The sequence below is a fragment of the Streptomyces sp. NBC_00271 genome (genome assembly GCF_036178845.1).
Taxonomy (GTDB): Bacteria; Actinomycetota; Actinomycetes; order Streptomycetales; family Streptomycetaceae; genus Streptomyces.
Map to the genome: position 1 here is coordinate 9,716,358 of NZ_CP108070.1, position 18,130 is coordinate 9,734,487.

An 18,130-nucleotide genomic window follows, 5' to 3' on the forward strand; every position below is an offset into this window, starting at 1 on the left:
ACCCCCAGACTTCCACGGCTTAAACGGCTTCTACGGAGACCCTCCTCATGACCGAGAGCACCACCATCCGCTGGGAACAGGACGAGACCGGTGTCGTCACCCTCGTCCTCGACGACCCCAACCAGTCCGCCAACACCATGAACCAGGCCTTCAAGGACTCGATCGCGGCGATCGCCGAACGCGCCGAGACCGAGAAGGACTCCATCCGGGGCATCATCTACACCTCCGCCAAGAAGACCTTCTTCGCGGGCGGCGACCTCAAGGACATGATCAAGGCAGGTCCGGAGAACGCCCAGGACGCCTTCGACACCGGCATGGCCATCAAGTCCTCCCTGCGCCGCATCGAGACCCTGGGCAAGCCGGTCGTGGCGGCCATCAACGGCGCGGCCCTCGGCGGCGGCTACGAGATCGCCCTCGCCTCCCACCACCGCGTCGCCCTCGACGCCCCCGGCTCCAAGATCGGCCTGCCCGAGGTCACCCTCGGCCTGCTGCCCGCGGGCGGCGGCGTCACCCGCACCGTCCGCCTCATGGGCATCACCGACGCGCTGCTGAAGGTGCTCCTCCAGGGCACCCAGTACTCCCCGCAGCGGGCCCTGGAGAACGGGCTCGTCCACGAAGTGGCGGCCACCTCCGAGGAGATGCTCGCCAAGGCGCGCGCCTTCATCAACGCCAACCCCGAGTCGCGGCAGCCCTGGGACAAGCCCGGCTACAAGATCCCGGGCGGCACGCCGTCGAACCCGAAGTTCGCCGCCAACCTGCCCGCCTTCCCGGCCAACCTGAGGAAGCAACTCAACGGCGCCCCTTACCCGGCCCCGCGCAACATCATGGCGGCCGCCGTGGAGGGCTCCCAGGTCGACTTCGAGACCGCGCAGGTCATCGAGGCCCGCTACTTCACCGAGCTGGTCACCGGGCAGACCTCGAAGAACATGATCCAGGCGTTCTTCTTCGACCTCCAGGCGGTCAACTCCGGCGCCAACCGTCCCCAGGGCATCGAACCGCGCAAGGTGCGCAAGGTCGCCGTCCTCGGGGCGGGGATGATGGGCGCGGGCATCGCCTACTCCTGCGCCCGCGCCGGCATCGACGTCGTCCTGAAGGACGTGTCGGCGGAGGCGGCGGCCAAGGGCAAGGCCTACTCCGAGAAGCTCTGCGCGAAGGCCGTCTCCCGGGGCCGTACGACGCAGGAGAAGGCCGACGAGCTGCTCGCCCGCATCACGCCCACCGCCGACCCGAACGACCTGGCCGGCTGCGACGCCGTGATCGAGGCCGTCTTCGAGGACACGGCCCTCAAGCACAAGGTGTTCCAGGAGATCCAGAACGTCGTCGAGCCCGACGCGCTGCTGTGCTCCAACACCTCGACCCTGCCGATCACCGTGCTGGCCGAGGGTGTGGAGCGGCAGGACGACTTCATCGGACTGCACTTCTTCTCGCCCGTCGACAAGATGCCGCTCGTCGAGATCATCAAGGGCGATCGGAGCGGCGACGAGGCACTGGCGCGCGCCTTCGACCTCGTACGGCAGATCAAGAAGACCCCGATCGTCGTCAACGACTCGCGCGGCTTCTTCACCTCCCGCGTCATCGGCCACTTCATCAACGAGGGCGTCGCGATGGTCGGCGAGGGCATCGAGCCCGCGTCCGTCGAGCAGGCGGCTGCCCAGGCGGGCTACCCGGCCAAGGTCCTCTCCCTGATGGACGAGCTGACGCTCACCCTGCCGCGCAAGATCCGCAAGGAGTCCAAGCAGGCCGTCGAGGAGGCGGGCGGCACCTGGCAGACGCACCCGGCGGAGGCAGTCATCGACCGCATGGTCGACGAGTTCGGCCGCACCGGACGCAGCGGCGGCGCGGGCTTCTACGAGTACGGCGCGGACGGCAAGCGCGGCAAGCTCTGGCCCGGCCTGCGCGAGCACTACACCAAGCCCGGCCACGAGATCCCGTTCAAGGACATGCAGGAGCGCATGCTCTTCTCCGAGGCGCTGGACACCGTCCGGCTGCTGGAGGAGGGCGTGCTGACGTCCGTCGCCGACGCCAACATCGGGTCCATCTTCGGGATCGGCTTCCCGGGCTGGACCGGCGGCGTGCTCCAGTACATCAACGGCTACGACGGAGGTCTGTCCGGATTCGTGGCGCGCGCGCGTGAACTCGCCGAGCGCTACGGGGAGCGGTTCACGCCGCCCGCGCTGCTCGTCGAGAAGGCGGAGAAGGGCGAGAGGTTCAGCGACAGCTGACGTATCGCAGAGCAGGCGGCGCGCGGGTGTGGCTCAGGAGTCCTCAGCGGCTCAGGACTCCTTGAGCCACTCCCGCAGCTCCGCCTTCAGGGAGCGCTGGAACGTGGTCAGCAGCGCCTGCACCACCAGCGGCTGCATGTGGGCCGACAGGGACTTCACCGCCGCCACCGACTCGTGCTCGCCCACCGCCTCGCGGAGCAAGGCGGACAGCTCGCGTGCCGCCGCGCGGGAGTGCTCCAGCAGGACGCCGCGCGCGGCGAGGATCGACTCGTGCGCGAGCGGTACGTCGAGGAGCTGGACGCCGAGCGCCAGCAGCGCCGGGTCCACGCGGAAGGAGTCCGGGGAGGCCAGAGAGTCCGGGGAGGCCGGGGAGTCCGAGCCGTCCAAGCTGTCGGGTGTGCCCTCGGCCCGCTCGATGATGTTCATCGCGACCAGCCGCTCCAGGTCCTCTGCGCCCAGGCGGCGGCCGGCCCGCCGTTCCAGTTCCTCGCGTGTCACGTCCTCCGCCGCGTCCGGCGCCCAGGAGGCGACCACGGCACGGTGAAGGGCGAGATCCTGGGCGCTCAGGTCGGCCGGCAGCTGCTGGAGATGGCGCTCGATCGCGGCCAGCGTCATGCCCTGGCGCTGCAGCTCCTCGATGAGCGCGAGCCGGGCCAGATGCTCCTGGCTGTAGTGCCCCACCCGGCGGGGTCCGATCACGGGCGGCGGGAGCAGCCCCTTGGAACTGTAGAAGCGGACCGTACGGACCGTGAGGCCCGCGCGTGCCGCCAGCTCGTCGACCGTGAGCGTCGGCTCCTCGGTGTCCGTCGTCATGGCAGGTCCTCGCCCCTTCGATGGTGCAGCGATCAGGTGCAACAGTATTGCTGTCTCACCGGTCCTGTGAAAGCGCTGTCGACGTGTTCTGCACCCTTTGATCACCATGTGAGATGTTCCGCGGTGTGAGCTGTGCCATCGCATCCGGGGGATCCCTCGGGGAAGGTGGCTCCTTGGTCTGCGCCGCGTCAGGGGTGGTGCGGGCCGAGGCACATCCGGAAACCCGCGTACTCCGTGCGTGGGCGCACCAGAGAGTAGATCCACGCGTGAGCAAGGACGCCGTAGACACGGCCAAGGCCGCATCCCGGACCGATGCGGCCCGCACGCCCGCGGACGCGGGCGACGCCGGTTACAGCAAGGACCTCAAGGCCCGCCACGTCAACATGATCGCCATCGGCGGCGCGATCGGCACGGGACTCTTCCTCGGCGCCGGCGGCCGCCTCCACAACGCGGGACCCGCGCTGGCGATCGCCTACCTCGTCTGCGGAGTCTTCGCCTTCTTCGTCGTGCGCGCGCTCGGCGAGCTGGTCCTCTACCGGCCGTCCTCCGGGTCCTTCGTGTCGTACGCGCGCGAGTTCCTCGGCGAGAAGGGCGCGTACGTCGCCGGGTGGATGTACTTCCTCAACTGGTCGACGACCGGCATCGCCGACATCACCGCGATCGCGCTCTACACGCACTACTGGAGCTTCTTCACCGACATCCCGCAGTGGGTGCTGGCGCTGATCGCCCTCGCGGTGGTCCTGGCCGTCAACCTGATCTCGGTGAAGATCTTCGGCGAGATGGAGTTCTGGTTCGCGATCGTCAAGGTCGCCACCCTCGTCTCCTTCATGCTGGTCGGCATCTTCCTGCTGGCCACGCACCACGACGTGGGCGGCCAGAAGCCCGGCCTGAGCGTCATCACGGATCACGGCGGTCTGCTCCCGCACGGGATCATGCCGGTCGTCCTGGTGATGCAGGGCGTGATCTTCGCGTACGCGGCCCTGGAGCTGGTCGGCGTCGCCGCGGGCGAGACCGCCGCGCCGGAGAAGGTCGTCCCGCGCGCGGTGAACTCGATCATGTGGCGCGTGGGCCTGTTCTACGTCGGCTCGGTCGTGCTGCTCGCGCTGCTGCTGCCCGGTTCGGTCTACTCGGCCGACGAGAGCCCCTTCGTCACCGTCCTGTCGAAGATCGGCGTCCAGGGTGCCGGTGACGTCATGAACCTGGTCGTCCTCACCGCGGCCATGTCGTCCCTGAACTCCGGCCTGTACTCCACCGGCCGCATTCTGCGCTCCATGGCGATGGCGGGCTCCGCGCCCCGGTTCACCGCGAAGATGAACCGCAACCAGGTCCCGTACGGCGGCATCCTGCTCACCTGCGCGGTGTGTGTGCTCGGCGTCGGCCTGAACTACCTCATGCCCAGCCAGGCCTTCGAGATCGTCCTGAACGTGGCGTCCCTGGGCATCATCAGCACCTGGGTGATCATCATGGTCTGTCACCTGGTGTTCGTCCGCCGCGCCAAGGAGGGCCTGCTCAGCCGCCCGTCCTTCCGGCTTCCCGGCAGCCCCGTGACCGAGATCGTCACCATCGCCTTCCTGCTGGCCGTGCTCGGCCTGATGGGGAACGACCCCGAGGTCGGCCGCAAGACCCTGCTCCTCATCCCGGTGATCGCGGCCCTGTTGGTCGGCGGCTGGTTCGCGATCCGCCACCGGGTCTCGAGGGCCACCGACCAGGAACTGAGCGAGCTGACGAAGTAGCAGGTCGGACGCCGTTGTCAGTGGCGGCGCCTACGGTGGCGTCATGTCGGGGATCACGTATGTCCGGGGTGACGCCACCGTTCCGTCGGTCAAGGGCGTCAAGCTGATCGTCCATGTCTGCAATGACATCGGGGGCTGGGGGAAGGGCTTCGTCCTTGCCCTCTCCCGCCGCTGGCCCGAGCCGGAGGCGGCGTACCGGGCGTGGCACCGGGACCGGGCGCACAACGACTTCGGGCTGGGCGCGACCCAGTTCGTCCAGGTCGAGAAGTATGTGTGGGTGGCGAACCTGATAGGCCAGCGGGGCACTCGGACGGGCAGCAAGGGGGTCCCCGTCCGCTACGAGGCGATCGATGCGGGCCTCGCCCACGTGGCGACCAAGGCCGCCGAACTCGACGCGTCCGTCCACATGCCCCGCATCGGCTGCGGTCTGGCCGGCGGCAACTGGTCCCGGGTGGAGCCGCTCATCATGCGACGGCTGGCGGAGCGGGGGGTGGCGGTGACGGTGTACGACCACGGGGAGTGAGCGGGGCCCGAAGGGTGGGCGCGCGTTTTCTCGCGCCGACGGCGGGCCACCGGGGTCGGTCGGAGGGGCTGTTTTCGGTCAACTCTGGCGCAGATGCGCGTTGGTCCGCACGCATGAGCGGGTAAGTCACGGCCATGGAACTCATCCCCTACCCGATAGGTCCACTCAACCCGAAGGTTCAGGACCTGGGCTACGCCTTGGCGCTGTTCGCCTTCATCTACGTGCTCGTCTCCCGCGTGCTCCCGCGGATGAACCGGGCGCTCGAACTGCGGGACGACGCGATCAACGGCGCCAAGGAGCGCGCCGAAGCCGTGCGCGCCCGCGCCGAGAGTGAGCGTCTCGGGACCGAGGCCCTGTTGGCCGAGGCCCGCCACGAAGCCGCCCGCATCCGTCAGCAGGCCCTCGAGCAGGGCTCCGCCCTGATCGCCGAGGCCCGCGCGGACGGGCAACGCGAACGTGACGCCGTGGTGGCCGACGGTCGCGCCCGCATCGAGTCCGAGTGCGCGGCGGCCGACGTCGAACTGCGTATGTCCGTATCGGAGTTGGCCTCGGAGCTGGCGAGCCGCATCGTGGGCGAGCGGATCGCGGCCCCGGTGGAGCAGGGCAACTGACGCCCGTACGTGAACGGCCCCCACTCACCCGCCCCGGAAAGGGAGAGGGGCGGGCGAGTGGGCGACGGCCTCGCTGAGGGGCCCGCGGTGCCGGTTCAGCCGGAGTGGACGGAATCGGTCGCCGCGATCTTCTTCCACGACCTCGGTTGCGCCGGGGCCACCGCGATCGACGCACCCCGCGCCGCGGGCGCCGCCGGCTTCGACGGCTCGAACAGCCAGGTGTCGAAGAGCGTGGCGAGCGACTTGCCGGACACCTTCTCCGCGTATTTCTGGAAGTCCGCGACCGACGCGTTCCCGTACGCGTGCTCCCGCGGCCACCCCTTCAGGATGGCGAAGAACGTGTCGTCCCCGACCTCGTTGCGCAGCGCCTGCACCGCCACCGCCCCGCGGTCGTAGACCGCGGTGTCGAACTGGTTGTCCGGACCGGGGTCACCCGGCGCGACCTTCCAGAAGGCGTCGTCCGCCGGATGCGAGGCGTACACGTAGTCCGCGAGCTCCTGCGCCGTCCCCTCACCCTCGTGCTCGGACCACAGCCACTGCGCGTACCGCGCGAAGCCCTCGTTGATCCAGATGTCCTTCCAGCCCTTCAAGGACACGTCGTCGCCGTACCACTGGTGCGCCAGCTCATGGACGACCACGGAGGTGTTGGAGCCGTTCGCGAACTGCCGGGGGCTGTAGTAGACGCGGGTCTGGGTCTCCAGCGCGTACCCGGTGGTGGTGTTCGGCACGTATCCGCCCACCGAGCTGAAGGGGTACGGGCCGAAGTAGCCGGTCAGCCAGTCGACGATCTCCCCGGTCCGCTCGACGCTCGCCCGCGCGGCCCCGTCGTTGTCGCCGAGGTCCTTGCTGTACGCGTTGACGACCGGGACGCCGCCGGACGTCGTGCCCGTCGTGATGTCGAACTTTCCGATGGCGAGTGTGGCGAGATAGGTCGCCTGCGGCTTGTTGGACCGCCAGTTGTAGCGGGTCCAGCCGAGCCGTGAACTCGTCGACTGGAGCGTGCCGTTGGAGATCGCCTGCGTACCGTCCGGCACGGCCACCGAGACGTCGTACGTGGCCTTGTCGCTCGGATGGTCGTTGCTGGGGAACCACCACCAGGCCGACTCGGGCTCGTCCGCCGCGACGGCCCCGTCCGCAGTGCGGTGCCAGGTCGAGAAGCCGTACGCGCTCTTCGTCGACGGCACCCCGCTGTAACGGACGACGACCGTGACGGGCGTGCCCTTCGGCAGCTCAGTCGCCGGGGTGATCTCCAGCTCGTGCTGGCCCGAGGTGGTGAACGAGGCCTTCGCCCCGTTGACCCGCACCTCGCTCACATCGAGCAGGAAGTCGAGGTCGAAGCGTGAGAGGTCCTGCGTGGTGGTGGCCAGGAGGGTCGCCGTTCCCTGCAACTCGTCGGTGGCCGGCTGGTACTGGAGCCGCAGGTCGTAGTGCGAGACGTCGTATCCGCCGTTGCCGTAGGCCGGGTAGTAGGGGTCGCCGATACCGGGCGCCCCGGGGGTGTAGTCCGCCGCCGATGCCGGGATCGCCAGCAGCAGGGAGGCGGCGAGCGCGCCCGGGGCGATGAGTCTGCGGTGCACGGAGAGCTCCAAGTCGTGGGGTAACGAGGACGGTTCGGAGCCTATTGACTCCCTGTGCCGTCACCCTGTCCATCGCCCCTCCTGTCACACGATCGCCATTCGGCCGACATGACCGATTCGGGCCCGGCTGCCTCCACGGACCCTCTTTTGTACCGGAGTTGACCGGGGTACCTTCCGCGCATGCCGAAACCAGCGCGCCGTATGCGCTTCACGACCTGGAGATCGCTCGCGACGGCGGCCACCGCCGCCCTGATGGCCGTCTTCCTCGCCCCCGCCGCCGCACACGGCGCGCCCCGGGAGAGCACCCCGGTCTACTCGTACGAGAACGCGATCCGTGAGTCCGTCTGGGTGGACACCGGGCTCGACGGCGACGGCGACGGGAAGACCGACCGCGTCGCCGTCGACATCGTCCGGCCCCGCGAACTCGCCCAGCAGGGCCGCAAGGTTCCCGTGATCATGGACGCCAGCCCGTACTACTCCTGCTGCGGGCGCGGCAACGAGAGCCAGCTCAAGACGTACGACGCGAACGGCGACGTCGTCCAGATGCCGCTGTTCTACGACAACTACTTCGTGCCGCGCGGCTACGCCTTCGTCGGCGTCGACCTGGCCGGAACCAATCGCTCGGACGGCTGTGTGGACGTCGGCGGCCGCTCCGACATCCAGTCCGCGAAAGCCGTGGTCGACTGGCTCAACGGCCGGGCCAAGGGCTACACGACGCGTACCGGCGCCGACCGGGCCAAGGCGACCTGGACCAACGGCAGAACCGGCATGATCGGCAAGAGCTGGGACGGCACCATCGCCAACGGTGTCGCCGCGACCGGCGTCGAGGGCCTGAAGACCATCGTGCCGATCAGCGCCATCTCCTCCTGGTACGACTACTACTTCGCCAAGGGCGCCCCGCTGTACGACTCGGGCCCGGACTGGCTCTCCGGCTACGTCGACAGCCCCGAGGCCACCGCCAAGTGCGCCGCCGTGCAGCAGAAGCTCGTCGACGGGGCGCCGCGCACCGGTGACTGGACCAAGTTCTGGACCGAGCGCGACTACGTGAAGGACGCGAGCAAGGTCAGGGCGAGTGTCTTCCTGGTGCACGGCATGCAGGACCTCAACGTCCGCACCAAGAACTTCGGCCAGTGGTGGAGTGCCCTCGCCAAGAACGGCGTCGAGCGCAAGATCTGGCTCTCCCAGACCGGCCATGTCGACCCCTTCGACTTCCGCCGTACCGCCTGGGTCGACACCCTGCACCGCTGGTTCGACCACGAACTCCTCGGCTACGACAACGGCATCGACGACGAGCCCATGGCCGACATCGAGCGCCACCCCGACCAGTGGGCCACCGCCGGCGTCTGGCCGCCCCGCGGGACGCAGACGACGACACTGCGCCCCGGCACCGGCACCCAGGCGGGCGTCGGCACCCTCGGCCTGCGTACGGGCTCCGGAACCGAGACCTTCACCGACGACCCGCAGCTGAGCGAGACCGACTGGGCCGCCCACATCGACCGGTCCACCCCCGAGAAGGCCGGGTTCGTCACCAAGCCGCTGACCCAGGACCTGCGTCTGTCCGGCTCCTCCAAGGTGACCGTCACCGCCACGCCGACCACCTCGACCGCCCACCTCTCCGCGGTCCTGGTCGACCTGGGCCCGGACACCATCCGCGACTACGCCGACGGCGGCGAGGGCATCACCACCCTCACCGACCGCACCTGCTGGGGCCCGAGCACGACCGGCGACAGCTCCTGCTACAAGGTCACCCAGGCGAAGAAGACCGACGTCGCCGCCACGGTCCTCAGCCGCGGCTGGGCCGACCTCGGCAACTACGCCTCCGACCTCAAGGGCGTCCCGCTCACCCCGGGCAAGGCGTACACGATCACGCTCGACCTGGCCGCCACCGACCACGTCGTCCCGGCGGGCCACCGGCTCGCCCTGATCGTCGCGGGCACCGACAAGGACCTCATCGACCCGCCGTCGACCACTCCGACCCTCACACTGGACCTGTCCCGTACGTCCGCCCGCGTGCCGTTTGTCGGCGGCGCCAAGGCCTTCACCAGGGCGACCACGGGCTCCGCCGCCGCCGCGAGCACGGCCGGCCTCGACGGCGTACGCGATCCGAGCAGTGCCCTCCGGGTCCCGGGGGAGACCCGCTGATCCACTGACCCCCTCAAGGGCGCACGGCGGCCGGTTCCTCGCCCAGCGCGAGCCCGGCCGCCTCCCGCGCACAGCCCCAGGCCACCGTGACGCCCGCGCCGCCATGACCGTAGTGATGCACCAACACCCGCCCGTCGGGCAGTACTTCACGCTCCAGCCGGACCGTGTCACGCACCGGCCGCAGCCCCACCCGATGGCCCAGCACGCGCGCCCCGGCGATCTCCGGCCGCAGTGCCACACACCGTTCGACGATCGCTTCGGCCGCCGCCGGATCCGGCGTGAGCGACCAGTCATCGTCGTCGGTCGTACCACCCAGCACGAGCCGGTCCGGGTGCGGGAACACATAGGTGGTCGTCCCGGCGTCCGAGTCCGTCGACACGAGCCAGGTATGGACCCCGGGGTTCTCCACGACCACGAGCTGCCCGCGCACGGGCCGTACGGCCGGATCCGGTACGAGCGTGCGGGCGCCAAGCCCCGTGCAGTTGACGACGACCGGCGCCTCGACCTCCGCGAGATCCGTCACCGTCCGTGTCTCGATCGTCCCGCCCGCCCGCAGGAACCGCTCGCGCAGCCAGCGCAGATGCACCGGCATGTCGATCAGCGGCAGCCGCGCCCACAGCCCCGTACCCGCGTACTCCTCGGGCGTCGCCGCGCGCAGCCCCGGCACCCGGGCGGCCCACGGCTCCAGCGCGTCCAGCCGCGTCTCGCCCTGTACGCCCTCGACCAGGCGTACGCCCGTCTCCCGGGGCCGGGCCGCCAACTCCTCGTACACGGAGAGTGATTGCAGAGCCCATTCGCCCGCGAGCGCCTTCGGCCGGATGCGGTACGGCCACCACAGCGCGCCGGCAACGGCCGAGGTGGTCAGCTCGCCGGACTCCCGCGCCCACACCCGTACCCGCCGGCCGCGCTCGGCCAGGACGATCGCCGTCGTCAAACCGACGACACCGCTTCCGACCACGATCACGTCACCGCTGGGCGCGTTGTCCATGCCGGGACGTTAGCGGAATATGTCATGCCGTGCTCACATCACTCCCAGTCTGGGGATACTCACAGCATGTCTGCCGAGTACGCGACCTTTGGCCTGGCACCGGCGATGCGTGCCGGTGGAGTCCTCGCCAACGGTGACTACCAAGTGCACCGGGACTTCGTCGACTTCATCGTCGACGGCCGCCCGCTGCTGTACCAGCTCTCCGACCTCGACGCGGTGTCCCCGCTCGCCTCCGACGTACCACCCGCCATCTTCACCGCCCAGGTCCGAAGCCTCCTCCTGGAGGCCGAGGCGCCGCTCGACGACGGCCGCTACGTGATCTACGGCTGTCCCGAGTGCGAGGGCATCGAATGCGGTGCCGTGACCGCCGTCATCGAGAAGGACGACTCCCGCGACGACTACGTGTGGCGCGACTTCGCCTGGCAGACCGGCGAACACGCCGATCTGGAGCTCAACGGCTATCACGGGATAGGGCCGTTCCGCTTCCAGGGCGCCGAGTACCGCAGCGCCCTGAACTCGCTGCTCCTCGGCGACCCCGGGGCGCGCCGCCGGGTCCTGCTCATCGGCGCCAGGGTCGCCGTGCTCGCCAAGCTCGCCGCCGCCCTGCGCACCATCGGTATCGGCGCCGACATCACCCGCGACGCCACCGACGTCCCGGCCGAGGAACTCCGCGGGTACGGCGCGGTGGCCTTCGGGCGCGCCATCGGCGAACAGGAGCGCGCGGCCGTACGGCAGTCCTTCGAGCGTGCCGGGGTCGAGGTCGCCTACGTCGACGGCCTGGCCCCCGTCGTCCCGCTCCTCGTCGCGCAGATCGAGCACGCCCTGGACCGCAGTCCCCACGAGCTGCGCCGCCTCACCCGCCTGGTCGCCGCCGACGGCGAGGCGGGTATCGAGGTCACCTCCACCTGCCGGGTCCAGATCACCGCGTACCGCCTCGACCGGCTGTACCGCACGCACACGCAGGAGGTCTTCGACGGGATCCTGGAGGCGGGCAGACACCGGATCGCCCTGGACGCCAAGGCCGTGAAGGGGGAGTCCTTCCTCGTGGCGCGGACCTCGGGGAGTGTGCTGGTGGAGGCGATGGCCCATTGAGCGGGCCGCACGGACGCGGGGGTGCGGCCCCGCACGGAATCCGGGACGTGGCCCCGCACGGAAACGGAGGCGCAGCCGGGGCGGCCGGGCCGTTAGGATCGGCCTCCTGATGACTGCCACTCTCGTCGCCAAGAACCTCGCCGCCGGACACGGCGACCGCTCGCTCTTCTCCGGGCTCGACCTCGTGGTCGCGCCCGGCGATGTGATCGGACTCGTCGGTGCCAACGGCGCGGGCAAGTCCACCCTGCTGCGGATGCTCGCCGGACTGCTCACGCCCGAGGAGGGGGAGCTGCGGCTGTCCCCGCCGTCGGCGAGCGTCGGCCATCTGCCGCAGGAGCCGGAGCGGCGGGAGGGCGAGAGCGTCCGGGAGTTCCTGGCCCGGCGCACTGGTGTGGCCGAGGCCCAGCGCGTGATGGACGAGGCGACGCAGGCACTCGTCGACGGCGCGCCGGGCGCGGACGACGCGTACGCGGAGAGCCTGGAGCGCTGGCTCGACCTCGGCGGCGCCGACCTCGACGAGCGCGCCGAGGAGGTCGCCGACACCCTCGGGCTCGGCGTCGACCTCGACCAGCCGATGACGTCCCTGTCCGGCGGCCAGGCGGCCCGCGCCGGACTCGCCTCCCTGCTCCTGTCCCGCTACGACGTCTTCCTCCTCGACGAGCCCACCAACGACCTGGACCTGGAAGGCCTGGAGCGGCTCGAACGCTTCGTCTCCGGGCTGCGCGCGGGCACCGTCGTCGTCAGCCACGACCGCGAGTTCCTGACCCGCACGGTCACCAAGGTGCTCGAACTCGACCTCGCCCAGCAGCAGATCACCCTCTACGGCGGCGGCTACGAGGCCTACCTGGAGGAGCGCGACACCGCCCGTCGGCACGCCCGCGACGACTACGAGGAGTACGCCGACAAGCGCTCCGCCCTCGAAGGCCGCGCCCAGATGCAGCGCTCCTGGATGGACAAGGGCGTGAAGAACGCCCGGCGCAAGGCGAACAACGACAACGACAAGATCGGCCGCAAGTTCCGCAGCGAGGCCAGCGAGAAGCAGGCGTCCAAGGCCCGGCAGACCCAGCGCATGATCGAGCGCCTGGACGTCGTCGACGAGCCGCGCAAGGAGTGGGAGCTGCGGATGGAGATCGCGGCCGCACCGCGCTCCGGCGCCGTCGTCGCCACCCTGCGTGACGCCGAGGTGCGGCGCGGCGACTTCACCTTCGGCCCCGCGACCCTCCAGATCGACTGGGCGGACCGGGTCGCCGTCACGGGCGCCAACGGCGCGGGCAAGTCGACCCTGCTCGGCGCCCTGCTCGGCCGGGTCCCGCTGGACGCCGGTCACGCGACCCTAGGCTCCGGCGTCGTCGTCGGCGAGGTCGACCAGGCCCGTAAGCTCTTCCACGGCTCCGAGTCCCTGCTCGACGCGTTCAGCGCAGCCGTCCCCGACACCGAACCGGCCGAGGTCCGCACCCTGCTGGCCAAGTTCGGCCTCAAGGCGGAACACGTCCTGCGCCCGGCGGCCACCCTTTCTCCCGGCGAGCGCACCCGCTCGGCCCTCGCCCTCCTCCAGGGCCGTGGCGTCAACCTCCTCGTCCTCGACGAGCCGACCAACCACCTCGACCTCCCGGCGATCGAACAGCTGGAGGCGGCGCTCGACTCGTACGAGGGCACCCTGCTGCTCGTGACCCACGACCGCCGCATGCTCGACGCGGTCCACACCACGCGCCGGCTGGAAGTGGCGGCGGGCAAGGTGACGGAGCGCTGACCTACGCCGCGGCGGCCCCCGCGCCCGCAGGGAGCGGGCGCCGGACATGATCCAAGAGGTCTCGAGCCCCTTGCTCGCCGTGACTTCCCAGGTGAGGACGCGCGAGCTGGCCATACGGACACTCTAAGGAGCGGGGCTCGTGCAGCGCCCCGAAAGGGGCGCGGGGAACTGCGCGCTCAGCCACGAACGACCCGCAGTTCCCCACGTACCTTCAGCCGCTCAGCGCCTGCCCTTCTTGGGATCGACAAGCCCCGCGCGCCGCAGCGCGTCGGCCATCGCACTGTTGGCCGGCGGCGGAGCGGCCTGCCGCGAACCGCCGCCGCCACCACCGCCTCCACCCGCCCCGCCCCGCGGCTGACGCTGCTGCTGGCGCTGCTGCGGAGGCCGCCCGCCCCGCTGCGGACGCCCACCCCCAGCCTGCTGATCCGACGGAGTCGCCTCGTCGTCGAGCCGCAGCGTGAGCGAGATCCGCTTGCGCGGGATGTCGATCTCGAGCACCTTCACCTTCACGATGTCACCCGGCTTCGCCACATCGCGCGGGTCCTTCACGAACGTCTTCGACATCGCCGAGACATGCACCAGACCGTCCTGGTGGACGCCGATGTCCACGAAGGCCCCGAACGCGGCCACATTCGTGACGACCCCTTCGAGCACCATCCCGGAGGCCAGGTCGGAGATCTTCTCGACGCCTTCCTTGAAGGTGGCCGTCTTGAAAGCGGGCCTCGGGTCGCGCCCGGGCTTCTCCAGCTCCTTCAGGATGTCCGTGACGGTCGGCAGACCGAACGTCTCGTCCACGAAGTCGGTCGGCCTGAGCGAGCGCAGCACACCGGTGTTGCCGATCAGGGAGGCGACCTCGCTGCCCGCCGTCTTCACCATCCGCCGCACCACGGGGTACGCCTCCGGGTGCACGCTGGAGGCGTCCAGCGGGTCGTCCCCGCCCCGGATGCGCAGGAAGCCCGCACACTGCTCGTACGCCTTCGGGCCGAGCCGGGCCACGTTCTTGAGGGTGGTGCGGGACGTGAAGGGGCCGTTGGCGTCGCGGTGCGCCACGATGTTCTCCGCGAGCCCGGAGGTGATGCCGGAGACGCGCGCTAGCAGCGGGGCGGAGGCCGTGTTCACGTCCACGCCCACGCCGTTCACACAGTCCTCGACCACCGCGTCCAGGGACCGGGAGAGCTTCACCTCGGACAGGTCGTGCTGGTACTGCCCGACACCGATGGACTTCGGGTCGATCTTCACCAGCTCGGCCAGCGGGTCCTGGAGGCGGCGCGCGATGGAGACGGCGCCGCGCAGCGACACGTCCATGTCGGGCAGCTCCTGCGAGGCGAACGCGGACGCCGAGTACACCGAAGCCCCCGCCTCGGACACCATCACCTTGGTGAGGTTCAACTCCGGGTGCTTGGTGATGAGTTCACCGGCGAGCTTGTCGGTCTCGCGGGACGCCGTGCCGTTGCCGATCGCGATCAGCTCGACCGCGTGCTCCTTGGCGAGGCGGGCGAGCTTGGCGATGGCCTCGTCCCACTTGTTGGCCGGGACGTGCGGGTAGATGACGTCCGTCGCCACGACCTTGCCGGTCGCGTCGACCACGGCGACCTTGACACCCGTACGGAAACCGGGGTCGAGGCCCAGCGTCGCGCGGGTGCCCGCCGGGGCGGCGAGCAGCAGGTCCCGCAGGTTCGCCGCGAAGACGTTCACCGCCTCGTCCTCGGCGGCCGTGCGCAGCCGAAGGCGCAGGTCGATGCCGAGGTGCACGAGGATGCGGGTGCGCCAGGCCCAGCGGACGGTGTCCGTGAGCCATTTGTCGCCGGGGCGGCCGCGGTCGGCGATCTGGAAGTGGTGGGCGACGATTCCCTCGTACGAGGAGGGACCGGGCTGCTCGGAGGGCTCCTCGGGTTCCAGGACGAGGTCGAGGACCTCCTCCTTCTCGCCGCGCAGCATGGCGAGGACGCGGTGCGAGGGCAGCTCCTTGAAGGGCTCGGCGAAGTCGAAGTAGTCGGCGAACTTGGCGCCCGCCTCCTCCTTGCCGTCCCGCACCTTGGCGGCCAGGCGCCCGCGCACCCACATGCGCTCGCGCAGCTCGCCGATCAGGTCGGCGTCCTCCGAGAACCGCTCGGTGAGGATCGACCGGGCGCCGTCCAGCGCGGCCTGCGGGTCGGCGACACCCTTGTCCGCGTCGACGAACGCCGCCGCGGCGGCGAGCGGGTCGACCGACGGGTCGCCGAGCAGGCCCTCGGCCAGCGGCTCCAGGCCCGCCTCGCGCGCGATCTGCGCCTTCGTGCGCCGCTTCGGCTTGAACGGCAGATAGATGTCCTCGAGCCGCGCCTTCGTCTCGGCGCCCCGGATCTGCGCCTCGACCTCCTCGGTGAGCTTGCCCTGCTCGCGCACCGATTCGAGGATCGCCGTGCGCCGCTCCTCCAGCTCCCGCAGATAGCGCAGCCGCTCCTCGAGGGTGCGCAGCTGCGCATCGTCGAGCATCTCGGTCGCTTCCTTGCGGTAGCGGGCGATGAAGGGCACCGTCGACCCGCCGTCGAGCAAGTCGACGGCGGCCTTGACCTGCCGCTCCCGTACGCCGAGCTCCTCGGCGATCCTGCCTTCGATGGACCCTACGAGGGGTGTCGTCACGATCCCGTACCGCCTTCTCCACTGAGGTTGCGCGGCAATTGTGGCAGGTGACACCGACAACGGGGGATCAGGGCGCCGATCGGCGCTGTCAGCCCTTGCCGGTCATGCCCTCGGGGAACGCGCCGGCGGCCAGCGCCCGCATCAGGATGCCCCGCGCCAGCTCGGTGAGGCGCTCCACGCCCGCGGCGCCCAGATGCTCGTACGGGGCACGGTCCAGCCGGTCCGTGCGGTCCTCGATCTCCTGGCGCAGGGCCACCCCCGCCTCGGTCAACTCGCCCTCCGCGTCGAGCAGTCCGCGCTCGCGCAGCCGCTCGACCGCCGCCTCCCAGTGCGTGCGCGACCAGCCGCGCGTGCCCAGTGCCCACTTCGGGGCCATGCCCTTGCCGGTCGCGGTGTGGCTCACCAGTGCCTCGACCGGGTCGAGCTCCGCGTCGAGCAGCGCCGCGAGGTGCCCGTCGCCCCGGTGCTCGCGCAGCAGCGTGGCGCCGTGCCAGAGGGCGAGGTGCGGCGCGTCGGGCACGGGCAGGTCGGCGTGCGCCGCGTACAGCGGGCGCGCGGTCCTGGTGCAGGCTTCCGCGGCCCGCAGGGCGAGTTCCGCCGCCTCGGCGACCTCCTTGGAGGCGAGGACGTCCTCGCCGAGGAGCCGGCGCCAGGTCGCGTCGACGGCACGCGCGCGTGCCGCGAGGACGGTCTCCGGGGAGGCCTTCTTCCACACCTCGGGCACATGCCGGGCCACCAGCTCGTGGCGGAAGTTGTAGAACGTCGCCGTCACCGTGCCGGGGCCCACCGGCCCCATGGCGGCGGCCCGCACGGCGAAGTACGCGCCGTTGCTGTCCTCGATCCCGACGTCGGCCAGCTCCCGGCCCAGATCCGGCGAGAAGTAGTGCGTCGAGTGCAGCGGGTTGAGGACGTTGTGGCAGCGCCGCCCGGCGCGCTCCGGCAGAGGTGTGGTCATGCCCGAAGGTTACCGACTGGTCGGTACGTAGGGAAGGTGAGAGGAGCGATGGCAGGAAAGGTGGGGTACTCGTCGTTGCGGCCATCACCCCGCACGCCAAGAATCGAGACCATGCGAACCGTCCTGGTCGTCCTCTTCGACGATGTGCAGAGCCTCGACGTCACGGGCCCCGTGGAGGTCTTCGCGGGCGCCGAGGCCTTCCGCGGCGGCTCCTACCGCATCCACACCGCCTCCCTGGACGGCGCACCCGTGCGTACCACCAGCGGCCTCACCCTCGTCCCGGACCACACCCTCGCCGACGCGCCCGCCCCGCACACCCTGCTGGTCCCGGGCGGCCGGGGCACCCGGCGCCCCGACCCCCGGCTGACCGACTGGCTGCGCGCGCACGGGCCGCGCGCCGAGCGCCTGGTCTCCGTCTGCACCGGCGCCATCCCGCTCGCCGAGGCGGGCCTCCTGGACGGCCGCCGCGCGACGACCCACTGGGCGTACTGCGACAAGCTCGCCCGTGACCACCCGGCCATCGAGGTCGACCCCGATCCCATCTACGTGCGGGACGGACAGGTGTCCACCTCGGCGGGCGTCACCTCCGGCATCGACCTCGCCCTCGCGCTCGTGGAGGAGGACCTCGGCCGGGAGGTCGCCCTGACGGTCGCCCGCCACCTCGTCGTCTTCCTGCGGCGCCCGGGCAACCAGGCCCAGTTCAGCGCCCAGCTGGCCGCGCAGACTGCGCGGCGCGAACCGCTCCGCGAGGTCCAGCAGTGGATCACCGAGCACCCCGGCGACGACCTGTCCGTCGAGTCGCTCGCCGTCCGCGCCCGGCTCTCGCCGCGGCACTTCGCCCGCGCCTTCCAGACCGAGACGGGCATGACCCCGGGCCGGTACGTCGACCGCGTCCGCCTCGAACACGCCCGGCGCCTCCTGGAGGACACCGCCGACGGAGTCGAGGAGATCTCCCGCGCCTGCGGCTACGGCACCCCCGAGGCGATGCGCCGTGCCTTCGTGAAGACGCTCGGCACGGCACCGGCGGAGTACCGGCGCCGCTTCCGCCCCGCCCCCACCCGGTGACCAGCCCCCACCCGTCGACCAGCCCGTACCTGACGTG

At 70.8% G+C, this 18,130-nt stretch carries 13 protein-coding genes; 8 read left to right on the forward strand and 5 right to left on the reverse strand.

Going from position 1 to position 18,130, the window contains the following annotated elements; genetic code table 11:
- Window positions 1–47: 47 nt before the first annotated feature.
- On the forward strand, window positions 48–2,222 hold the full coding sequence (locus OG798_RS44215) for a 3-hydroxyacyl-CoA dehydrogenase NAD-binding domain-containing protein (RefSeq protein WP_097223930.1): 2,175 nt from the start codon (window positions 48–50) through the stop codon (window positions 2,220–2,222).
- 51 nt (window positions 2,223–2,273) lie between these two features.
- Here OG798_RS44215 and OG798_RS44220 read toward each other — a convergent pair whose 3' ends face one another.
- On the reverse strand, window positions 2,274–3,035 hold the full coding sequence (locus OG798_RS44220; protein ID WP_328758899.1) for a MerR family transcriptional regulator: 762 nt from the start codon (window positions 3,033–3,035) through the stop codon (window positions 2,274–2,276).
- 266 nt (window positions 3,036–3,301) lie between these two features.
- On the opposite strand from OG798_RS44220, the gene OG798_RS44225 reads away from it, so the two are divergent.
- The 3 genes from OG798_RS44225 (at window position 3,302) to OG798_RS44235 (ending at window position 5,902) form a co-directional block, all read left to right on the forward strand.
- Complete coding sequence (locus tag OG798_RS44225) at window positions 3,302–4,768, forward strand: amino acid permease (protein WP_097223928.1); 1,467 nt, start codon at window positions 3,302–3,304, stop codon at window positions 4,766–4,768.
- Window positions 4,769–4,811: 43 nt separating this feature from the next.
- A complete protein-coding gene (locus tag OG798_RS44230) occupies window positions 4,812–5,291 on the forward strand; it encodes a macro domain-containing protein (protein ID WP_121414226.1) in 480 nt (159 codons plus the stop codon).
- 134 nt (window positions 5,292–5,425) lie between these two features.
- On the forward strand, window positions 5,426–5,902 hold the full coding sequence (locus OG798_RS44235) for a F0F1 ATP synthase subunit B family protein (RefSeq protein ID WP_095851362.1): 477 nt from the start codon (window positions 5,426–5,428) through the stop codon (window positions 5,900–5,902).
- Window positions 5,903–5,997: 95 nt separating this feature from the next.
- Here OG798_RS44235 and OG798_RS44240 read toward each other — a convergent pair whose 3' ends face one another.
- Window positions 5,998–7,479 (reverse strand): M1 family metallopeptidase, encoded by a 1,482-nt coding sequence (locus tag OG798_RS44240; protein WP_328758901.1) that lies wholly within the window; start codon window positions 7,477–7,479, stop codon window positions 5,998–6,000.
- Between the two features lie 180 nt (window positions 7,480–7,659).
- On the opposite strand from OG798_RS44240, the gene OG798_RS44245 reads away from it, so the two are divergent.
- Window positions 7,660–9,621 carry a Xaa-Pro dipeptidyl-peptidase gene (locus tag OG798_RS44245; RefSeq protein ID WP_328758904.1) on the forward strand — a complete coding sequence of 654 codons (1,962 nt, stop codon included), beginning with the start codon at window positions 7,660–7,662 and terminating at the stop codon, window positions 9,619–9,621.
- A 13-nt stretch (window positions 9,622–9,634) separates the two neighbouring features.
- Here the strand turns inward: OG798_RS44245 and OG798_RS44250 are convergent, their stop codons facing one another.
- Complete coding sequence (locus OG798_RS44250) at window positions 9,635–10,609, reverse strand: FAD-dependent oxidoreductase (protein WP_267063601.1); 975 nt, start codon at window positions 10,607–10,609, stop codon at window positions 9,635–9,637.
- Between the two features lie 66 nt (window positions 10,610–10,675).
- On the opposite strand from OG798_RS44250, the gene OG798_RS44255 reads away from it, so the two are divergent.
- Together OG798_RS44255 and OG798_RS44260 are read left to right on the forward strand one after the other, a co-directional pair.
- The gene (locus OG798_RS44255) at window positions 10,676–11,701 is read left to right on the forward strand and encodes an oxidoreductase (protein WP_095851359.1); all 1,026 of its coding nucleotides are present in this window, start codon (window positions 10,676–10,678) and stop codon (window positions 11,699–11,701) included.
- Window positions 11,702–11,810: 109 nt separating this feature from the next.
- Window positions 11,811–13,451 (forward strand): ABC-F family ATP-binding cassette domain-containing protein, encoded by a 1,641-nt coding sequence (locus OG798_RS44260; RefSeq protein ID WP_067361337.1) that lies wholly within the window; start codon window positions 11,811–11,813, stop codon window positions 13,449–13,451.
- A 219-nt stretch (window positions 13,452–13,670) separates the two neighbouring features.
- On the opposite strand, the gene OG798_RS44265 is transcribed toward OG798_RS44260, so the two are convergent.
- Together OG798_RS44265 and OG798_RS44270 are read right to left on the reverse strand one after the other, a co-directional pair.
- Complete coding sequence (locus OG798_RS44265) at window positions 13,671–16,073, reverse strand: Tex family protein (RefSeq protein WP_328758906.1); 2,403 nt, start codon at window positions 16,071–16,073, stop codon at window positions 13,671–13,673.
- 88 nt (window positions 16,074–16,161) lie between these two features.
- On the reverse strand, window positions 16,162–17,028 hold the full coding sequence (locus OG798_RS44270) for an SCO6745 family protein (protein ID WP_121414222.1): 867 nt from the start codon (window positions 17,026–17,028) through the stop codon (window positions 16,162–16,164).
- Window positions 17,029–17,139: 111 nt separating this feature from the next.
- On the opposite strand from OG798_RS44270, the gene OG798_RS44275 reads away from it, so the two are divergent.
- On the forward strand, window positions 17,140–18,093 hold the full coding sequence (locus OG798_RS44275; protein WP_183127033.1) for a GlxA family transcriptional regulator: 954 nt from the start codon (window positions 17,140–17,142) through the stop codon (window positions 18,091–18,093).
- Window positions 18,094–18,130: the final 37 nt, after the last annotated feature.

Excerpts from the sequence above, each read along its gene's own strand:
- OG798_RS44255 (WP_095851359.1), top strand. The coding sequence starts at position 10,676 with ATGTCTGCCGAGTACGCGACCTTTGGCCTGGCACCGGCGATGCGTGCC.
- OG798_RS44215 (WP_097223930.1), top strand. The coding sequence starts at position 48 with ATGACCGAGAGCACCACCATCCGCTGGGAACAGGACGAGACCGGTGTC.
- OG798_RS44245 (WP_328758904.1), top strand. The coding sequence starts at position 7,660 with ATGCCGAAACCAGCGCGCCGTATGCGCTTCACGACCTGGAGATCGCTC.
- OG798_RS44220 (WP_328758899.1), bottom strand. The coding sequence starts at position 3,035 with ATGACGACGGACACCGAGGAGCCGACGCTCACGGTCGACGAGCTGGCG.
- OG798_RS44260 (WP_067361337.1), top strand. The coding sequence starts at position 11,811 with ATGACTGCCACTCTCGTCGCCAAGAACCTCGCCGCCGGACACGGCGAC.
- OG798_RS44270 (WP_121414222.1), bottom strand. The coding sequence starts at position 17,028 with ATGACCACACCTCTGCCGGAGCGCGCCGGGCGGCGCTGCCACAACGTC.
- OG798_RS44230 (WP_121414226.1), top strand. The coding sequence starts at position 4,812 with ATGTCGGGGATCACGTATGTCCGGGGTGACGCCACCGTTCCGTCGGTC.
- OG798_RS44235 (WP_095851362.1), top strand. The coding sequence starts at position 5,426 with ATGGAACTCATCCCCTACCCGATAGGTCCACTCAACCCGAAGGTTCAG.
- OG798_RS44275 (WP_183127033.1), top strand. The coding sequence starts at position 17,140 with ATGCGAACCGTCCTGGTCGTCCTCTTCGACGATGTGCAGAGCCTCGAC.
- OG798_RS44250 (WP_267063601.1), bottom strand. The coding sequence starts at position 10,609 with ATGGACAACGCGCCCAGCGGTGACGTGATCGTGGTCGGAAGCGGTGTC.